The sequence below is a fragment of the Fontibacillus forbon genome, from assembly GCF_046559655.1.
GTDB lineage: Bacteria > Bacillota > Bacilli > Paenibacillales > Paenibacillaceae > Fontibacillus.
In genome coordinates this window covers 1,122,141-1,140,173 of record NZ_JBKGFV010000001.1, presented here as the reverse complement: position 1 = coordinate 1,140,173, position 18,033 = coordinate 1,122,141, and the positions used below count along the sequence as shown (strand labels likewise).

Sequence of the window (18,033 nt, the reverse complement as noted above, 5' to 3'; positions counted from 1 at the left end):
TCTATGAAGGATGATTGATTCCATATGAACTTGCCGTTCATCCCTAACCGATACAAAGCACTCTTCTATCGCCGCGTCATCAAGAAATTTGCCCTGATCACCGCCGGATCCGCCATGCAGGGCTTCGCCATGGCTGTTTTTCTGTTTCCTCATGCCATTCCTTCCGGAGGAGGGGCAGGAATCGCCGTTCTTTTAAATCACGCGTTCGGTTTGCCGATGGGCTTCGGGTTGTGGTTTGCTAATATTATTTTTCTTGTCTTTACGGTCAATTATTTGGGAAAGATCAGTGCCATAGGTACCGTATTTGTCATTACGGTAACTTCCGTATCCGTTAATTTCTTCGAGGAGTTCATTGACCCTCCGTTTGCAAACGTATGGATCGATCTGTTGTTCGGTTCGGCCATTCTCGGGACCGCCGTCTCCATCCTGATCAAACAACGGGTATCAAACGGAGGAATCGGTTATGTAGCCTTGGCGATCTACAAATACAAAAGAATCAATCCCGGTACATCCTTGTTCTGGATGAATGGATTTATATTCGCCCTAACAGCATACGTGATTGATTGGAAAATAATTATTCTTGCCGTTGTGTGCCAGTGGCTGTCAACCCGAATTATCAACGGGCTCCATCAGTTCCCTGGTTTGAAAGCGGCCTTTTCGCCTGCATGGCGCAAAAAGTAAAAACCAGCCTTCAGATAGGCTGGTTTTTTCACGGAGTGTTTTGATGTTTTTCAAGCTGCAAAATGAGTTTACTGTGCCTGCACCTTCTCGATAACCGGAAGTTTGTCCTTATAATTCACTCTCATAACAAATTCAGCGGATAGCTCTTGGGTACAAAACGCAATGTCCTCTTTCAAGAAGTCCGGTTTCCCATCATCATAAAATTTTTCAGCCGCTTCCGATTTTCGAATCCGCTCGATCGTTTCATCAGCCGATAAACGGCTGGTATCTTGTAAGATTCCCGATATATATTGCGCGCATGCCAGGTCGTCGTCCCCGGATGGATGCGAAGCAATTAAATGAATAGAGGACACCGCCGAGCCTTCATTCAATAAGTTATTCTTTATAAACTCTGCCGTCGTTCTTGCATTAGTGAAACCCGTAACAAAAATATGATCAGCATTTAAGGAGTTTAAGGTTGCTTTTACTCCGTTAGTTGTTTTCTGAATCAGGAATTTTCCCCGAAGATCTGCATTTTGCAAACGTGAAGGCGAATTGTCCAGATCAAAACCCGCAATCGGAAGCCCCTGTATTTCTCCCGCTAAAATAAACTCCGGGTATTGATTTTTTAACCGGAAGGCCTCGTCTAAAGTATCTGCCAGAATAATCCCTTGAGCTCCATTAATAAAAGCGTAATGCGCTACAGCAAAAGCTCGTATTACATCAATTATTACATTAATTCTTGAAGCTTCAGGTGTATGGTTGTGCCCCTGTATAATTTTTATCTCCATTTAACGTCCCCTTCAGCCAGCATAATGTGATTTGTAATTACAGTATATTGGCCTAATTTAAAGAGGTGCTCTTCCAAAGTAAACATTAGATATTCTGAGAAGTCACCATTCCTAAGAAATAAAAGGAATACTAATTTTGTAGTATACAAATAATAACCAAACATACCAGGTCAAGGGAGCTATTACAAAATGGAAAAAACAAAATCGCGAAGACTAAATATAAGCTTCCAGAGCGATATAGCCCAGACGGAACCTTCAAAGAAAAAGAACGCTGCGGAAAAATCGGATCACGGTTCAAAAGGACGCATCTGGGAGTTTATTGCTATTGCCACGATTCCTATCGTGCTTGTCTTCGGCAACTCCATGCTGGTACCGGTTCTCCCTGAAATGCAAAGAGAACTCGGAATCAACAAATTTCAAAGCAGTTTGATTATCTCCATTTTTTCTTTAGCTGCAGGAATCTTCATTCCGGTCATCGGCTATCTGTCAGATCGTTTCGGCAGAAAGGTCATTATAGTCCCGGCCCTGATCATTTATGGCGGAGCCGGTATCTTGGCCGGGTTTGGTGCCATATGGGACTCCTATGCAGTTATTATTGCGGCTAGAGCGATCCAGGGCCTCGCTGCGGCGGGAACAGCTCCGATTGCTATGGCGCTCGTAGGCGATTTATACGACGGCGGGACGGAGAGTAAAGCTCTTGGCTTAATCGAAGCATCGAACGGGACGGGAAAAGTTCTCAGTCCCATCATCGGTTCCCTGCTTGTTTTGATCGTTTGGTATGCCTCTTTCTTTGCCTTTCCCGTTTTTTGCGCTATGTCCTTGTTAGCAGTGATTTTTCTAATAAAGGAACCAAAACACAATGAGAAAAACGAATTATCAAAATACATCAAAAAAATAGGCAAAATATTCAAGGAAAAAGGCAAATGGCTCATAACTTCATTTTTTGCGGGTTCGTTGGGGCTTTTTATATTGTTTGGGATTCTATTTTATTTGTCCAACATTCTTGAAGAGAAACCTTACAATATCGACGGCGTCATGAAAGGATTGGTATTGGCCATTCCCTTATTAGGTATGGTCATCACTTCATATACCACGGGAAGCCTGATCAAAAAAAATGGCAAAGTAATGCGCTGGCTTATGAATATCGGGTTGGTTGCCATGACGTTATCTCTCGCCGCCACCTTGTTCTTTTTAGAAAATATATATGTATTTATCGGGTTGCTAACGATCAGCAGCATCGGAACCGGCATGCTTCTCCCCTGCTTGAATACGATGATCACAGGCGCGATTCAAAAAAGTGAACGGGGTATGATCACGTCCCTATATAACAGTTTGCGCTTTTTAGGTGTGGCGGCGGGCCCTCCTTTGTTCGGCTGGATGATGGATAAATCCGATAACCTAGTTTTTATAACGGTTTCCGCATTATCGTTGGTAACGCTCGGACTTGTGTTTTTCATGATTAAACCTCCTCCTCAAATTGACTGAATAGCTTTTAAATTTCAGGGCAATGGGCACACCACAAGAAAACTCAGCATATGATGCCTATGTCATTGGAATGAAGCGACAAGTTAATAAGAATTGAGGAGAATTCAGATGAAAAGTTCCTTACATGAAATCTGGCCAACAGAATTATGTGACCCGTGCGGATTTCGCAAGCAATCTGTACTTGAAAGTACGCGCAATACAAGCAAAATCACAAGTCGAGGCCATACCATGGTCATCGATAAGGGTCTTGGCAGAAACTCATTTATGGATCTGATGGAAACAGGTTCAAACTATATCGATTGCGTAAAATTCGGGTTTGGAACAGCGCCCCTCTATAATACTGATTTGTTGCTCTATAAGATCAATTTGGCCAAAATGCATGGGGTCACGATTATGCCGGGCGGTACATTGTTGGAGACGGCAGTACAGCAAGACGTAGTTTCGGAATTTTTCAACACCATATGTAATCTCGGTTTTAACGGGGTTGAAATATCCGACGGGACCATTGAACTCCCCCGGGAAAAACGTACAGAATTGATCCAAGAAGGTAAAAAGTGTGGCCTTAAAGTCTTCACGGAATATGGTAAAAAATTGTCGGGATCGCTAATCGATGCAGCCGTGCTCGCCGACACGCTTGAAGCCGATTTGAAGGCTGGGGCAGAGTTATTAACGATTGAAGCCCGTGAATCAGGTATCGGGGTCGGTGTTTTCGATGAACATGGAGAATGCCGGTTGAATCTTCTGGATGATGTTCTGAAGTTTGTAACGGATACGGATCAATTGATATGGGAGGCGCCCTTAAAGAATCAACAGGTGCTGTTTCTGAACAAATTTGGCCCTAATGTGAACTTAGGCAATATTTCACCAAGCGATATTCTCTCTCTGGAAACGCTGCGGCGAGGTCTCCGTCAAGATACTTTTACCTTTGGGGTAAAAGCGAAAATGGAAAAGGAAAAAGAATATTTTTACGTGATTTAACCTCAGATATTCATTTCGCAAAAAAAAGAAGCCACCTATTAGGTAGTCCTTAATAAAACAGTATGTATTCGGAAGTGTGGCGTAGCGTAAAAGCTACGCCATTCCTTCGTTTGCAACTGGTCTGATATACTTAAAAAAATGTTCCGGATTATAATATAAGTAAATTATTCTACCGGGGGACGTATCAAAGCAGTAACCAGTGCCCGCAAAATCAAAAGTTGCCATAGACTTTTCAATCTTTTCCTCCACACTACGATTTTCTTGATCATAATCGAATGACCCATGTTCAAAAACAATATACTCGGCTTCGGGAACATCAATCATAAGCATTTGGGGTGGCACTTCGCCTTTATAATCAAAAGGAAGTCGTACACCATAACATTCTACACGGGGAATACCCCAATCGCAGAGTCTGCCGTCCGGGGCATTGATGTACGCCATAATTTGGCCGCTGCCTCCGTTAGTTTCACTCCCACCATCGTCATCCAATTTGCCCTTGATGCTATCGAGCAAGCCGCAAATTGTTTCGCAGTCCTGTCCCGGAATAAGACTTTGCTTTTGCCAAAAATCCCAATACCCATTACTCTCATAGTTTTTAATATGCAAAAATTTGTGTGCGGGAATGGTTACAAAATAAACTTTAACATCATCTGTGGATTTCATCATCCCAATCTCTCCCAATCCTAAAAAGTAGCGGTCAAAAGGGTTTATTTTGGTGCGGAGAACAACGGGCTTAGGCTTTTTTCGGTATTCACTTGGAGTTACGCCATATGTTCCTTTGAAAGCTCTGGTAAAGGCTTCATGTGATGAAAAACCATAATCAAAAGCAATATCTAAAAAGCTTTTTTCACTATCCCGAACCTCTTTTAGTGCAAAGGCCAATTTTCTATGCCGCAGATAATCCCTAAATTGCATACCCGATATTTCTTTGAATTTTCTCGTTGTATAAAATTCGGAATAGCCCAGCCCGCGAGAAAGAAAGCGTAGTGTCAAGGCTTCGTCATTATAATTTTTAATACATTTGTCAATTTCATCGACAATTGTTTGAATTTGCTTCTGCCACTCATACATCTTTCTGTTCACCTCGTTTCAATCGCCCTGCATTAATAATAAAGAAATAGGGTGATTACTACTTGATTTTACTTGCTGTTATTCGTACTATAAACAGAAATTTTGGCGGTGTAATATTTCTCTGCTTATTAAGACAGAGAAAAAACAAGCGTATCGCTCATTGTGAACGATACGCTTGTTTCATACATTTTACTTGGCAGTTGCCATAAACATTATAGTTTTCTTATACTGTCTTATGCAGGACTGCCTTTAGGGTGGCTTCTTTTTCAAAGTCGGTTAGTTTCGAATCAAATAATCGAAAGCGCCTAAGGCCGCGGTTGCCCCGGAGCCCATCGAAATGATGATTTGCTTATAAGGGCTATTGGTGCAGTCCCCTGCTGCAAACACGCCAGGAAGAGTCGTTGCGCCATGGCGGTCGACGATTATTTCACCCATTTGGGTCCGTTCAACCGCACCGGCGAGCCAATCGGTATTAGGTACCAGACCGATCTGCACGAACACGCCTTGCAATTCAACATGCTGTTCTTCCCCGGTGTCGCGTTGGACGTAGGTAATCCCGTTGACCTTGTCGGTTCCGGTAATTTCCTTGGTCTGAACATTCTTGAGCACCGTGACGTTTGGAAGACTGTAAAGACGATCTTGCAACACGGAATCCGCCTTTAATTCCGGCGCAAATTCAAGGACCGTTACATGACTGACGATTCCCGCGAGGTCGATTGCCGCCTCGATCCCGGAATTGCCGCCGCCGATTACCGCAACATGCTTGCCGGCAAACAACGGACCGTCACAATGCGGGCAATAGGCAACACCCTTGTTCTTGAATTCGGCTTCACCCGGAACACCGACGTTACGCCAACGCGCACCTGTGGACAGGATAACGGTCTTGCTCTTCAGCACGGCTCCGTTTTCAAGTTCCACTTCGATGAGTTCCTTTTTCTCCAGCCGTTTAGCGCGCTGGAGCTTCATGATATCCACGTTGTAATCCTTGACATGCTCTTCCAAGCTTGCCGCGAGCTTCGCACCTTCGGTATGTTTAACGCTAATAAAGTTTTCAATACCTACCGTATCCAACACTTGACCACCGAAACGTTCAGCGACAATCCCCGTGCGGATACCTTTACGTGCCGCATAGATAGCGGAGCTGGCGCCCGCCGGACCGCCCCCGATAACAAGCACGTCAAACGGTTCTTTATCATTGAATGCAGAAGCGTCCGGAGTATCGACTAGTTTGGCGACGATCTCTTCGATGGACAGACGTCCGCTGCCGAAAAACTCTCCATTCAGATATACCGATGGGACGGCCATGATGTTTTTGCTCTCGACTTCTTCCTGGAATGCCGCTCCGTCAATCATTGTATGCGAAATACCGGGATTCAGAATACTCATAAGATTCAGAGCTTGAACCACATCCGGACAGTTATGGCAGCTCAAACTGATATAGGATTCAAAAGCATACTTCCCTTGAATGCCCTTGATTTGATCAATCACGCTTTGTTCGACCTTCGGTGCCCTTCCGCTAACCTGTAACAAGGCCAGGACTAGCGACGTGAACTCATGCCCAAGAGGAATACCGGCGAAAACGACTCCGGTGTCTTCTTCACCGGTCCGATTTACGCTAAAGCTCGGAGTTCTATCCAATTGAGCCTGTTCCATCGTAATCCGGGAAGACATACCGGCCAGTTCGTCCAAGAAGGCCAGCATGTCTTTGGATACGGCGTCGGAGCCTGCGCTAACTTTAATTCGCACATCTCCTTCAAGGAGCTGAAGGTATTGGTTTAATTGTTGCTTGATATCAGCATCCAACACCACAAATCGCCTCCTTAAATTTTACCTACAAGGTCAAGGCTTGGTTTCAATGTTTGCGAACCTTCTTGCCATTTTGCCGGGCAAACTTCGCCTGGATTGTTACGAACGTATTGAGCAGCTTTGATCTTGTTGATCAACGAGCTGGCATCGCGGCCAATGCCGCCTGCGTTGATTTCTACCGTTTGAATTACTCCGTCAGGATCGATGATGAACGTACCGCGGTCAGCCACGCCTTCCGCTTCAATCAGAACGTCGAAGTTGCGGGAAACCGTATGGGAAGGATCGCCGATCATAATGTAAGTAACTTTGCCGATCGTTTCGGACGAATCATGCCATGCTTTATGTGTAAAGTGGGAATCTGTCGATACGGAATATACTTCAACACCAAGCGATTTCAACGTTTCGTATTGATCTTGAAGATCTCCAAGTTCCGTTGGGCATACAAAGGTGAAATCTCCAGGATAAAAGCAAACCACGCTCCATTTTCCTTTGAAATTAGCATCGGTTACTTCGAAGAATTTCCCGTTTTGGTAAGCTTGTGCTTTAAAAGGTAGTACTTCAGTTCCAATCAGTGACATGTTAAAAATCCTCCTATTTAATTTAATTTTTAATTAACTGAGAACCATTAGCAGTTAATAATCATTATTATCTGCTGCTGATTTAAATAATATCATTAGTTACCCAATTTTGCATGAAGAATACATGAAGACAGTTTGACCATTATGTGAACAAATGAACATCACTTCGAAACTAAAAAAAAGCCTGCTATGAAAGCAGACTTTCAAGGTATCCAGATAATTAGTACAAACTCTCCTATCCCAAAGCCACATCAAGAATCATCATTAAGATAAAACCAAACATTAAACTCATCGAAGCCAGATCCTTATTGCCCTTTTCTTGGGAGCTGGGAATCACTTCTTCCACTACGACGAAGATCATGGCCCCCGCTGCAAAACTTAATGCATAAGGTAATAAAGGTTCGACAAATGCAACAGCGAATGCGCCAATGACCGCGGCTATCGGTTCAACCATTCCTGAAAATTGTCCATAGAAAAAGCTTTTTCTGCGCGACATCCCTTCGCCTCTCAGAGGCATGGACACGGCAACCCCTTCGGGAAAGTTCTGAATGCCGATTCCAAGCGCCAAGGTCACTGCTCCGATGAGCGCACCTTCGGTCCCGCCGTTAGCAAGTGCGCCAAAAGCAATCCCTACCGCCAAGCCTTCCGGGATATTGTGAAGCGTGATGGCAAGCACCAACAGCGTACTTCTTTTTCTTTTATTCGGATAAAATCCTTCCGCTTTACCAATCGACGTATTCGGATGAAGGTGAGGCAAAATCTTATCGATTCCCCAAATGAAAATGCCCCCAAACAAAAATCCAAATGCTGCCGGAAACCAGGTTCCAATGGCATTGTTCTCCGACATTTCAATAGCGGGAGCCAATAAGGACCAGTAACTGGCTGCAATCATGACACCGCCGGCGAAACCCAACATGCTATCCAATAGTCTCTGGTTCAATGTTTTTGTGGCAAACACGAGAGCTGCGCCCAAAGCTGTCATTCCCCATGTAAACAAAGTTGCCAGTAAAGCTTGTAAGATAGGATTAAGATTCTGAAAAAAATCTACCAATAGAACAGCTCCTTTTGCCGAAAAGATGAAGTTATAAAAAATTGTTTCTCTCAGTAAACATTTTAGCCTATTCTTTAAAACCGTCAAATACTTTTCGCTTCAGCATATTCGCGTTTGTATGGGGCTGTGCCTAGCAATTTAACTACATAAATTTCCAAGGTGCCAAATGTTGTGGGTTGCCCTCTCTCTTGTTCCAACATAAAATCAGTCAGGAAAGGAAGTGATGTGTAAATGAAAATTTTTCGTGCATTCATCATATTTATTATTGCAGCATTTGCAACAGGATTGCTCGGCGGTTCCACGCAAGCGGCAGCTCCGGGCAAATTAAGCGTGGGCAGTACAGGCGGCGATGTATGGGATCTGCAATACAGGCTGAAAGCGCTTGGTTTATTTAATTTGCAGCTAACCGGCTATTACGGAAACTCCACCAAAAGCTCCGTACAAAGCTTTCAGCAAACTTATGGTCTACAAACTGACGGCATAAGCGGTTCCCAAACCTGGCAGGCGCTAAAAAAATACTCTCTAAATCAGAGTGAAATGGATATTCTGGCAAGAGTGATCTATAGTGAAGCACGTGGAGAATCCTATAAAGGGCAAGTGGCCGTCGGTGCCGTCGTCATGAATCGGATCCAGTCCGACCAGTTTCCGGACAATATCAATGATGTTGTCTTTCAACCGGGCGCATTCACGGCGGTGGACGACGGGCAATACTGGCTGACACCCGACAGCACGGCTTATAAGGCCGCACTCGATGCCGTACGGGGATGGGACCCGACATATGGCTCTCTTTATTATTTTAACCCGGACACGGCGACTAGCTCCTGGATTTGGTCTCGTCCGCAGAAGATCAAGATAGGAAATCATATTTTCGCCGGCTAAAAAACAAAGACAGGATCGCAGAACTGCCGATCCTGTCTTTTTCATGTTTTTATTGGCGACCGGAGCTTTACCGACCACATTAAACCAATTGCATAGTGGTGATGCAAGTGTTATCGCCTTCGAATGTCGATATTTCGGAATTCGCCGTTTTCCCGTCATGACGGATCGTTACTTTATAGGTTCTGTCCCTTGGCAACCACAAGTCTACAAAGCCATTATCATAGGTCTTCATCTTCTTATCCACGACCGTATTCCCCTCATCGTCAACAATGGTGACGTCAAATTCCTGATCTGCCATTTCCCCCTGACAGCCGGTCAAACTATGGATTTCACAAGGATGCGTACTTTCGACGAACGGAGCAATGGATACGAAAAACTCGTCTTGGGGCAGATCATAAGTAGAAGTATCCTCTTCCCCATCGGACACGGTAAGTTTATGCGACGTAATTGAAGCTGAATCGGCTGCCTTCATTCTTGTGCTGTAATCCTGAACCAGTTGTTTGATATCCTGGGTGCTCGCGCTCTTTGGTTCTTTATTATTGCTATTCGATAAGATGAAAGCGCCGCCTAATGCTATAACTATCAATCCAACCGATATTGCTAGAGTTTTTGTCTTCATTATAAACACCTTTCCTATCGTTTATTTAAGCCTACTTAAACAACTATACCATATTATGTAAGTATCGGGATAGACGGCTTTTCTTATACCGTTTATAACACTACCACATAAAACAAAGCCCCAGTCCCTTATAGGCTGGAGCTTTATTTCTTACAATGATTCCTTAATAACGCGCTTATAGAAAAGTACCGATAGAAGCCCGAAGATGGAATATAGCACCGTGTACAGTAACATGACCAGAATCATTGGGGTCCACAGTTCGGTTCCGAACAAGAACCAGCCGGATTTGACGGCAAAATAGCTATGGGACAATCCGACGACGAGCGGGATGCCGAAATTGAACATTTGCTTGAATTGAATTCCCCGAAGCAAATTTCCCCGCGTAAATCCGAGCTTTCTTAAAATCGTATAATTCGGACGTTCCTCTTCTCCTTCGTCCATCTGCTTGAAATACAGAATACAGCCCGATGTGATCAGGAAGGTTAGGCCCAAAAAGGCGACGATAAACATGATCAGACCCATGTTGCTTTTTTGATTGTTAATAAGTTCTAGTTGAGAGAAGTATCCCGGTTCATCTTTAAAACCCATTCCCTTAAACAACTCGTTTGCCTGATCGAGTAAATCCGGATTCAGGATATCGATCCCTAAATAAGTCCGGCTTTGTCTTTGAAGATCCGGATTCAAATCATCGGCCAATTTGTCAAAAACACTTTGATCGACGATCGCGGTCGGCATGTTGGCCGTGTAATACCACGAAATCACGGCCTCTTTGTTCAAACCGATCAGATTTTGCTTCCAGGATCCGGTCAGCCCTTTAATCGCAAGCTCGCCTTTTTCTTGGATGGACATGAATTGCATCAGCATATCGCTGGTACCGCTAAATAAGGTCTCTTCCGGAGTAACGTCCACCCCTTCAAGAGATGTATCGCTAACCACGGCGGCCGTAAAATCATCGCCAAATTCGCTTATGCCGCCCCCTACGATTTTGGACACATCCAAATCCGCTTTAATGACATCCCGTCGGATTTCCTTGAATTCGATATGATGATCGCGGAGCGCTTGGCTAAACTTGGCGAGATCGTCTTCATACAGGACGGAAAAATGGTTCGGCACGCTTTGTTGCGCTGATTTTTCCGCGGAATAGTATGAAATGTAACTTAACGATAACAAGCCGATGGCAAGCGCCGATACCGTAGTAATAATGGTCAACAGCAACGCGTTCGATTTCATCCGGAACATAATGGACGAAAGCGACAATACTTCGTTTAGCGATAAATAACCGCCCTTGCTTTTACGTATCACATTGAAAATAAAGCTGACGGAGCCCTTATAGAACAAGTAAGTCCCGAGAATGACGGAGCCCAAAATCAGAATCATCGCCATAAACAGCTGGGTCATTTCCGTGAAATCCCCGCCGAACAGCTTTGTCGATACATAGTATCCGAGCAGGATAAGACCAATCCCGAGAAGACCGATCAGCATTTCGGAAAGAGGCATTTTCTTGATTCTGTTCTCGGTTGTGGATACTACCCTAAATAGGGACAAAATGCTTTGGCGTTTGATAAACATGAAATTCATGATCATGATGAGTAAATAAATGGCCGCAAACACGATAACTGTTTGAATTAACGCCTGCGAAGAAAAATTCAGGGAAGCCTCGGCGTCCACGTCAATGATTTTGAACAGAATCATCAGGAGCAGCCGTGAACAGGAAAAACCGATGAAGATACCGATCAGCATGGACCCGAAATACAAAATCAGGTTTTCGCTGCTTAAAATCCTGAAGATTTTTCCTTTTGTTAATCCGATTAATTGAAACAGGCCGATTTCCTTGCCCCGCCGTTTGATAAAGATCGTGTTGGCATACAGCAGGAATATCGCGACGATGGCGACGAGAAGCACGGATGCGGCGGCAAGACCGGCAGCTCCCTTCACCGATCCCTTGATCTCGTTCAGCGACGGATCATATTGCAAGGTGACAAAGGCAAAGTATAGTGCAACGCTAAAAATCAACGCAAAGACATACAGGTAATAGTTTTTGATGTTCTTTTTCAGATTTCGGTAAATCAGATAGTTCATGTTCATCCCTGAACACCGCCCAGCACGCCTTGGGTTTTCATAATGTCATTAAAGAACGCTTGTCTCGATTGCTCACCCTTGTTCAGCTGAGTATAGATTTGACCGTCCTTGATAAACACGACTCTGCTGCAATAACTTGCGGCGACCGGGTCATGCGTTACCATAATGATCGTCGCGTCAATTTTCTGATTGAGCTCGCTTAGCTTGTTCAACAGATCGGAAGCCGATTTAGAGTCCAGCGCTCCTGTCGGTTCATCCGCAAAAATGATGCTGGGATCATGGATAAACGCTCGCGCGGCGGAGGTCCGCTGTTTTTGCCCGCCGGATATTTCATTCGGATACTTATCCTTGATTTCATAGATCCCCAGTTCGGATGCCACCAGTTGAAATTTCCGGTCGGCTTCGCTTTTGGACACTTTCTTGATGGAGAGCGGGAGAAGCACATTCTCTTTAACGGTCAACGTATCCAGCAGATTATACTCCTGAAAAATAAAACCCAGATGATGCTTCCGGAATTCAGCCAGTTCTTTCTCTTTTAGTCCGGTAAATTCTTTCCCTTCGATTTTAATGCTGCCCAGGCTAACCTTATCGATGGAGGAAAGCACGTTCAGCAAGGTTGTTTTCCCGGACCCGGACGCCCCCATGATGCTGACGAACTCGCCTTTTTCTACGCTAAGGTCTATCCCTTTCAGTACCTCTTGTTTATTGAACTTGTTGCCATAGGTTTTATGAATTTTATTTGCTTCCAGTATCGCCATATTCACTCACTCCTTTAAGTATGTCCTTATCATAACCGCACCGGGTTCCTTTTTCCTTCGTTTCCCCGAACAAAGTACAAAAGCATGTGACGATGTTGTCACATGCCTGTCAGGTTCATAAAATCGTTCTTTCTCGGAAACGTAAGCTTAAAGGTAGTTCCTTCGCCAAGCTTGGATATGACATCTATGGTGATGGATAAGGAGTCGGCAACCTTAAGCGCCAAATAAAGCCCCATACCGGTAGCCGCGCTGTCCTGGTGCGCCGTCGTCGACGTAAAGCCTTTGTCGAAGATACGGGGAAGATCCTTGGGGTCGATACCCCGCCCGGAATCTTGAATTTGGAGACAGACTTGCCCGCCCTTCATGCCGCTTTCGATTACGATATCCGAAGCCTCGCTGTATTTCACGGCATTCGTCAAGAGCTGCCTCATAATGAAACCGAACCATTTGGCGTCTGTGAGTACCTCGACCACCGGCAGGGAAACATCAAAGCCGATGCCTTTTTGCATGCACCAAGATTTAAGTGCCTTGATCTCCGCATAGATGAGCGGTTCCAACGCTGTAATCTCAATAAATACGTCGTTCTTGATAAACGGAATTCGCTTTTGATGAAGCTGTTGGTCCAGCAGCAAATGAATGCGAAGCCATTCGTACATCATCTGTCCTTTAAGCGTTTCGTCGTTCAATCGCTCGATCATTAATTGCAGCGTCGTAAGCGGCGTTTTCACTTCATGAATCCAGGACAGCAGTTCATCCTTCTCTTGCTCAAGTTCGATCCGAAGTAAGGAGGAATCCTGCTTGTATCGCTCGGCCTGCAAGTTCAGCACGCTCATCGCCATAACCTCAAATGGACTTTCCGGTTCAGGGATGGAAGTTACTTCGTAGGTATCGTCCCACGATTCCAGATTTCTGTAAAATTTGGTCTCCTTCTGATACCTGACCATTAGAAAGATCGTAAAAATCAATACGGACAAAAACACGATATATAGAACCGACAAAAAGGGAATGGTCGTATCCAACGCGGCAACAGATAAAACCAGCAGTTGCAGGACCGCAAACATCAAGATCCAGCTAAGCCGTTCCCTGAGATATTTCGCAATCACAAGGAATCCGCCTCCTCCGTTGCCATATACCCCTGACCCACCTTCGTTTCAATATAAGGCTCCAATCCGATCTGCTCCAATTTTTTGCGGAGCCGGTTAACGTTAACGGTCAACGTATTGTCGCTGACGAAGTGCTCGTTGTCCCAAAGACTCTTGATGAGTTCTTCCCGGCTCAGAATCTGATTTTTTCGCTCAATGAGCATCTTTAGAATGAACATCTCGTTCTTGGTAAGTTCCACGAAGCCCTGTTGAGTAGTAATGGTATTTTTAACATATTCTACGGTCGCCCCGCGCCAGGTGCGGAGTTCAACGCGCTCGGTGTTGTAATTATACACCCGGCGGAGCGTAGCCTGAATCTTGGCGATCAGCACCTCAAAGTGAAACGGCTTTTGGATAAAGTCGTCCGCGCCAAGCTGCATGGACATCACCATATCCGTCGGATGATCGCGGGAAGACAGGAAAATGATCGGGACATTGGAATGGGACCGGATCATTCGGCACCAGTGAAACCCGTCGAACTTCGGCAACTGAATATCAATGATAACAAGATCAGGCCGAAAATCCGTAAATTCCTGCAGGACTTTGCTGAAATCCTGAACGCCGTAAACGTCATAGGACCATTGCACAAGCCGTTCTTTAATCTCATGAAATAAAGTGATATCATCTTCGATCAGCATAATTTTAAACAAGGAAGTCACCACGCTTTATGTAATCGGAATGCCTCGTATTCCCTTTCACAGTTTATAGTAAAACTGTCGGTTATGCCATCAAAGGATGGAAGTTTACATAATATAAGTTATGGTACTTCTCAGGAACGACATTTACATTTCATTATAAAAAGTATCACTGACCAATTTCATCAGACGTGTTGAGCCAGGATCAGACGCCATGAGTTGCAATAGCTCATTCATATTCGTGGTGAGCCTTTTTTCCATCCTTTTGATCTGTTCTACTTGATCGTCCGATAAATCTACGCTGTAATCATCATTGCCGATGACTTTATTTTTGACTGCGGCTTGCATTTCTTTTCTGAATTCCTTCCAATCATCTTGAAGCCAACCATACGTGTCGTATTCCTCATTCGTTTCGAACGGCTCATTCGAAGCATAACGATTCAGTTCGATCTGCAGATCCAATTCCGCATAAGCATTAAAGGTGTTCCACATCGAGCCGCCTTCATATTTAATCTCGTTAAACATTTCGGCATCGGTTATAATTTGTGACAGCAGCTTCTCATATTGCCGAACTTGGTTGGCCAATGCTTCTTGTCCGGCGAGTGCGGCTTCTCTATGATCGGCAAAATATTCTCCGATCAATCCGACCAAGCGAATCTCGTCAGCCGGCGAGTTCTGAGAAAAAATCAACAAGGAAGCATCTAAAGCCGCATAATCCAAATCTCCGGTATGAAGGAGCTTTCCATTGCAGATCAAAGATGCTAAAGCTTTGATTTCTTGCTCAATCTCCGTATTGTCCGCATTCGGAGAGATTTGTCCCTGTATCCGGCGGCCCTCCTTCACTAAGTTATTAATCGTATCGTTTTGGCCTGAGTCATCCAGCAAATCATTGTACCACGGCAAAACCGTATAATATTCCCAGGTTGAAAAATAGACGGCTGCCCGCGTAGCCTGATCGCCGCTTTCCGCGGATTTGTATTGGCTTAGGATCTGGATGTCCTTTTTGCCGTCCGCATTCATATCCTTGAAAGCTATGGCTTTGATGTCCGTAAATGTATCATTCCCGGTTTCCACGACAGGTAAAGTATAGGTTACGGTTTGATCCGAATTCAGGATATGATATACCGGTTGTTTGACTCCATTCTCAATATAATAGCCGGAAAGAAATGTGATTTTCCCCCACGGCTGCATTTCCGTCTCGAAAGATTGATCTTCAATTATCTGATAACCATGATCCGCCAATTGCTCCAGGGTTGCATTTTCATCCTGCAAGGCGTAGTTTGGCTTCTCCGCCGTATCATCAGAGACAACTTCAAGTACCTCATCCGAGGCTTTGATCTCCCCTACTTCCGTAACCTCTTTCGTAAAGGGCTCGACGTGGATTAAGCATAGGCCTGGGACAAGCCCTCCCGGTTTGGTAACTTCATACTCCATGGTTCCGTCACCTTGAAATCCGACAAAAGAATCATCCAGTTTGCCATCAAGCTTATATCCCTGCTCTAAAATCAGTGTGGTTACAAGCTCTTCCAACGCAGAAATATACGTTTCTCCATTCAATTCATTTAAATTCGGGGACTCGATCAAGACGTTAAGCAAAGGCGACCCGCTAACGGCATCCACTACGGTGCCTGTTCTTGGATTCAGGTTATATTGCGCAGTCTCGGTCCCTTCGGGGACATCGGCGTAAAACACCAGCATCTCATCCGCAGATCCTTTAACGGATTCTTTTCCCCGGTATTTCAAGTTTTCGCTGATATGGGTCTGCATCAGCTTGGTCAACCGCTCGAGTTCCGTTTCACTCTGATTCTGCTGATGATTCTCCGCTTTGCTCGGCTCCGCATTCCCGTTTCCCTGTTTTGATGTGCAAGCCGTTAAATTCATGGTCAACAACAGTAACGCAATGATTCCCCAACATCCCATCCGTCTCTTTCTGGACATGATTTCCTCCTTCTTGGACTGTTCGGCAGCCCGACCGTTTTCCACTTTTTCCCTCAAAATCCCCCTTCTATTATTTCGTCCAGAACGGTGTTATTCCTCCACGACAAAACCCGACGGATACAAAAAAATCCCGTTCACAGACTAATGTCTTGGGAACGGGATTCAAGTCACGAAGATGGTCTGTCTTTTTTGCTGTTTCTAAGATTCTTCACATTGGACAGCACAGTTCCTTGCGGGACCGGAATCCAAAGGCTTTTAGAGATACCGATCTGCTGCGAAGTATAAATGCCGGTATGTCCCGAGAACAAGTAGCTTACGATGCAAGCGATAAAGAGGTAAATCGCTCCGTCCGAACCGAACAATTCAATCCCCATCAAAAAGCAGGCAATCGGCGTGTTGGTGGCGCCGCAAAACACGGCGATAAATCCGAGACCGGCCAAAAAAGGCGCATACAAGTGAAGAAAGCCGGAAAGCGCGTTACCCAATGTTGACCCTATCACGAACAAAGGCGTAACTTCTCCTCCCTGGAAGCCTGCACCGAGCGTGAGAGAAGTAAACACAAGCTTGTACAAAAAGGCGAATGGCGATACCAGTTCCGAAAACGAACTCTGAATTAATGGGATACCCAAGCCCAAATAGTCTCGGCTGCCCACGACATAGACCAACGCGATAATGACCACGCCCCCAACCGCACTTTTAAGTACTGGGTTCTTGAACAGCCGTGCGTAGCCTCTTTTCAAGGCATGAGTCAGTTCGCTGAACACCCTGCTTGTTAGTCCGAACAAGATAGAAGCAAATATGACTTTAAGGACAACAAGCCAGTCCAATTGTGGAATTACGCCCATCGAGTAATGAATATGGGAGACGCCCCAGAAAGAAGAAGTAACCAGATCGCCGACGAAAGCGGCAATAAATGCCGGAATGATCGCTTCGTGGCTAATGAGTCCGATCGCCAGCACTTCCAGGCCAAATACGGTTCCTGCCAAAGGAGTTCCGAAGATCGATCCGAATCCGCCGCTAATCCCGCATATGAGCAAAATTTTGCGGTCGACCGGACCGACGCGCAGCAATTTTCCGAACCATTCGGCCAGGCTTCCGCCCATTTGCACAGCCGTGCCTTCCCTGCCGGCCGAACCGCCGAACAGATGCGTAACAATCGTACCGAACAAAACAAGCGGCGCCATACGGAGCGGTATCGTTTCATGCCCGCCATGGATTTGCTCCAGGATCAGGTTGTTGCCCTTGGCGCTATTCTTCCCGAATTTCCAATACAGATAACTGACCAGGGCCCCGCCTGCAGGCAGAAGAAATAATAACCAAGGGTGTTCCAGCCGGAGGTTACTCGCCATATCCAGGCTCTTCAAAAAGAACGCGGACGCCGTGCCTGCCAGTATCCCCACTCCGCTCCCCAGGAGGATCCACTTGAGCAAGGTGCCCGACAGGGCCAGCAGGTCCCATTTTTCCGGCCGTTTGGACCAGATTTGTCTAAATTGTCTCATCTCTTCTTGTTCCTTTCCATTCCTCGGCGAGCAAAAAAATAGACTCCTACCAGGGAAATGTTCA

16 protein-coding genes are annotated in these 18,033 nt (G+C 45.3%); 4 read left to right on the top strand and 12 right to left on the bottom strand.

Annotation, left to right across the window (positions count from 1 at the left end; translation table 11 throughout):
- Positions 1–24: 24 nt before the first annotated feature.
- Positions 25–681: a YitT family protein gene (locus ACLB09_RS05280; protein ID WP_410768706.1), complete on the top strand. Its 657-nt coding sequence runs from the start codon at positions 25–27 to the stop codon at positions 679–681.
- Positions 682–749: 68 nt separating this feature from the next.
- Here the strand turns inward: ACLB09_RS05280 and ACLB09_RS05275 are convergent, their stop codons facing one another.
- On the bottom strand, positions 750–1,451 hold the full coding sequence (locus ACLB09_RS05275) for a 2-phosphosulfolactate phosphatase (RefSeq protein ID WP_410768705.1): 702 nt from the start codon (positions 1,449–1,451) through the stop codon (positions 750–752).
- 189 nt (positions 1,452–1,640) lie between these two features.
- Here ACLB09_RS05275 and ACLB09_RS05270 point away from each other — a divergent pair, with 189 nt between their 5' ends.
- Both ACLB09_RS05270 and comA read left to right on the top strand, forming a co-directional pair.
- Positions 1,641–2,936, top strand: a complete 1,296-nt coding sequence (locus ACLB09_RS05270; protein WP_410768704.1) for an MFS transporter — start codon at positions 1,641–1,643, stop codon at positions 2,934–2,936.
- 108 nt (positions 2,937–3,044) lie between these two features.
- Complete coding sequence (comA, locus tag ACLB09_RS05265; RefSeq protein WP_410768703.1) at positions 3,045–3,914, top strand: phosphosulfolactate synthase; 870 nt, start codon at positions 3,045–3,047, stop codon at positions 3,912–3,914.
- Positions 3,915–4,007: 93 nt separating this feature from the next.
- Here the strand turns inward: comA and ACLB09_RS05260 are convergent, their stop codons facing one another.
- The 4 genes from ACLB09_RS05260 to ACLB09_RS05245 all read right to left on the bottom strand — a co-directional run bounded on the left by ACLB09_RS05260 (position 4,008) and on the right by ACLB09_RS05245 (position 8,420).
- Positions 4,008–4,985: a helix-turn-helix transcriptional regulator gene (locus ACLB09_RS05260; protein WP_410768702.1), complete on the bottom strand. Its 978-nt coding sequence runs from the start codon at positions 4,983–4,985 to the stop codon at positions 4,008–4,010.
- A gap of 276 nt (positions 4,986–5,261) precedes the next feature.
- Positions 5,262–6,794 carry an alkyl hydroperoxide reductase subunit F gene (ahpF, locus tag ACLB09_RS05255; protein WP_410768701.1) on the bottom strand — a complete coding sequence of 511 codons (1,533 nt, stop codon included), beginning with the start codon at positions 6,792–6,794 and terminating at the stop codon, positions 5,262–5,264.
- An 11-nt stretch (positions 6,795–6,805) separates the two neighbouring features.
- Positions 6,806–7,369 (bottom strand): alkyl hydroperoxide reductase subunit C, encoded by a 564-nt coding sequence (gene ahpC / locus ACLB09_RS05250; RefSeq protein WP_114495488.1) that lies wholly within the window; start codon positions 7,367–7,369, stop codon positions 6,806–6,808.
- Positions 7,370–7,604: 235 nt separating this feature from the next.
- Positions 7,605–8,420, bottom strand: coding sequence for a ZIP family metal transporter (locus ACLB09_RS05245; protein WP_410768700.1), 816 nt, complete (start codon positions 8,418–8,420; stop codon positions 7,605–7,607).
- Positions 8,421–8,651: 231 nt separating this feature from the next.
- On the opposite strand from ACLB09_RS05245, the gene sleB reads away from it, so the two are divergent.
- Entirely contained in the window at positions 8,652–9,299 is a 648-nt protein-coding gene (gene sleB, locus ACLB09_RS05240) for a spore cortex-lytic enzyme (protein ID WP_410768699.1), read from the top strand.
- 79 nt (positions 9,300–9,378) lie between these two features.
- Here sleB and ACLB09_RS05235 read toward each other — a convergent pair whose 3' ends face one another.
- From ACLB09_RS05235 to ACLB09_RS05205, 7 genes are all read right to left on the bottom strand, one after another.
- The gene (locus tag ACLB09_RS05235) at positions 9,379–9,918 is read right to left on the bottom strand and encodes a CueP family metal-binding protein (protein ID WP_410768698.1); all 540 of its coding nucleotides are present in this window, start codon (positions 9,916–9,918) and stop codon (positions 9,379–9,381) included.
- A gap of 150 nt (positions 9,919–10,068) precedes the next feature.
- The gene (locus ACLB09_RS05230; protein WP_410768697.1) at positions 10,069–12,003 is read right to left on the bottom strand and encodes an FtsX-like permease family protein; all 1,935 of its coding nucleotides are present in this window, start codon (positions 12,001–12,003) and stop codon (positions 10,069–10,071) included.
- On the bottom strand, positions 12,000–12,755 hold the full coding sequence (locus ACLB09_RS05225) for an ABC transporter ATP-binding protein (protein WP_410768696.1): 756 nt from the start codon (positions 12,753–12,755) through the stop codon (positions 12,000–12,002). Before ACLB09_RS05225 ends, ACLB09_RS05230 begins: the two co-directional genes overlap by 4 nt.
- Before the next feature lie 98 nt (positions 12,756–12,853).
- Positions 12,854–13,858 (bottom strand): sensor histidine kinase, encoded by a 1,005-nt coding sequence (locus ACLB09_RS05220; protein WP_410768695.1) that lies wholly within the window; start codon positions 13,856–13,858, stop codon positions 12,854–12,856.
- Positions 13,855–14,547 carry a response regulator transcription factor gene (locus ACLB09_RS05215; RefSeq protein ID WP_410768694.1) on the bottom strand — a complete coding sequence of 231 codons (693 nt, stop codon included), beginning with the start codon at positions 14,545–14,547 and terminating at the stop codon, positions 13,855–13,857. Before ACLB09_RS05215 ends, ACLB09_RS05220 begins: the two co-directional genes overlap by 4 nt.
- Before the next feature lie 132 nt (positions 14,548–14,679).
- The gene (locus ACLB09_RS05210) at positions 14,680–16,470 is read right to left on the bottom strand and encodes a hypothetical protein (protein ID WP_410768693.1); all 1,791 of its coding nucleotides are present in this window, start codon (positions 16,468–16,470) and stop codon (positions 14,680–14,682) included.
- Positions 16,471–16,637: 167 nt separating this feature from the next.
- Positions 16,638–17,969: a voltage-gated chloride channel family protein gene (locus ACLB09_RS05205; RefSeq protein ID WP_410768692.1), complete on the bottom strand. Its 1,332-nt coding sequence runs from the start codon at positions 17,967–17,969 to the stop codon at positions 16,638–16,640.
- Positions 17,970–18,033: the final 64 nt, after the last annotated feature.

Excerpts from the sequence above, each read along its gene's own strand:
- ACLB09_RS05280 (WP_410768706.1), top strand. The coding sequence starts at position 25 with ATGAACTTGCCGTTCATCCCTAACCGATACAAAGCACTCTTCTATCGC.
- ACLB09_RS05275 (WP_410768705.1), bottom strand. The coding sequence starts at position 1,451 with ATGGAGATAAAAATTATACAGGGGCACAACCATACACCTGAAGCTTCA.
- ACLB09_RS05270 (WP_410768704.1), top strand. The coding sequence starts at position 1,641 with ATGGAAAAAACAAAATCGCGAAGACTAAATATAAGCTTCCAGAGCGAT.
- comA (WP_410768703.1), top strand. The coding sequence starts at position 3,045 with ATGAAAAGTTCCTTACATGAAATCTGGCCAACAGAATTATGTGACCCG.
- ACLB09_RS05260 (WP_410768702.1), bottom strand. The coding sequence starts at position 4,985 with ATGTATGAGTGGCAGAAGCAAATTCAAACAATTGTCGATGAAATTGAC.
- ahpC (WP_114495488.1), bottom strand. The coding sequence starts at position 7,369 with ATGTCACTGATTGGAACTGAAGTACTACCTTTTAAAGCACAAGCTTAC.
- sleB (WP_410768699.1), top strand. The coding sequence starts at position 8,652 with ATGAAAATTTTTCGTGCATTCATCATATTTATTATTGCAGCATTTGCA.
- ACLB09_RS05235 (WP_410768698.1), bottom strand. The coding sequence starts at position 9,918 with ATGAAGACAAAAACTCTAGCAATATCGGTTGGATTGATAGTTATAGCA.
- ACLB09_RS05230 (WP_410768697.1), bottom strand. The coding sequence starts at position 12,003 with ATGAACATGAACTATCTGATTTACCGAAATCTGAAAAAGAACATCAAA.
- ACLB09_RS05225 (WP_410768696.1), bottom strand. The coding sequence starts at position 12,755 with ATGGCGATACTGGAAGCAAATAAAATTCATAAAACCTATGGCAACAAG.
- ACLB09_RS05210 (WP_410768693.1), bottom strand. The coding sequence starts at position 16,470 with ATGTCCAGAAAGAGACGGATGGGATGTTGGGGAATCATTGCGTTACTG.
- ACLB09_RS05205 (WP_410768692.1), bottom strand. The coding sequence starts at position 17,969 with ATGAGACAATTTAGACAAATCTGGTCCAAACGGCCGGAAAAATGGGAC.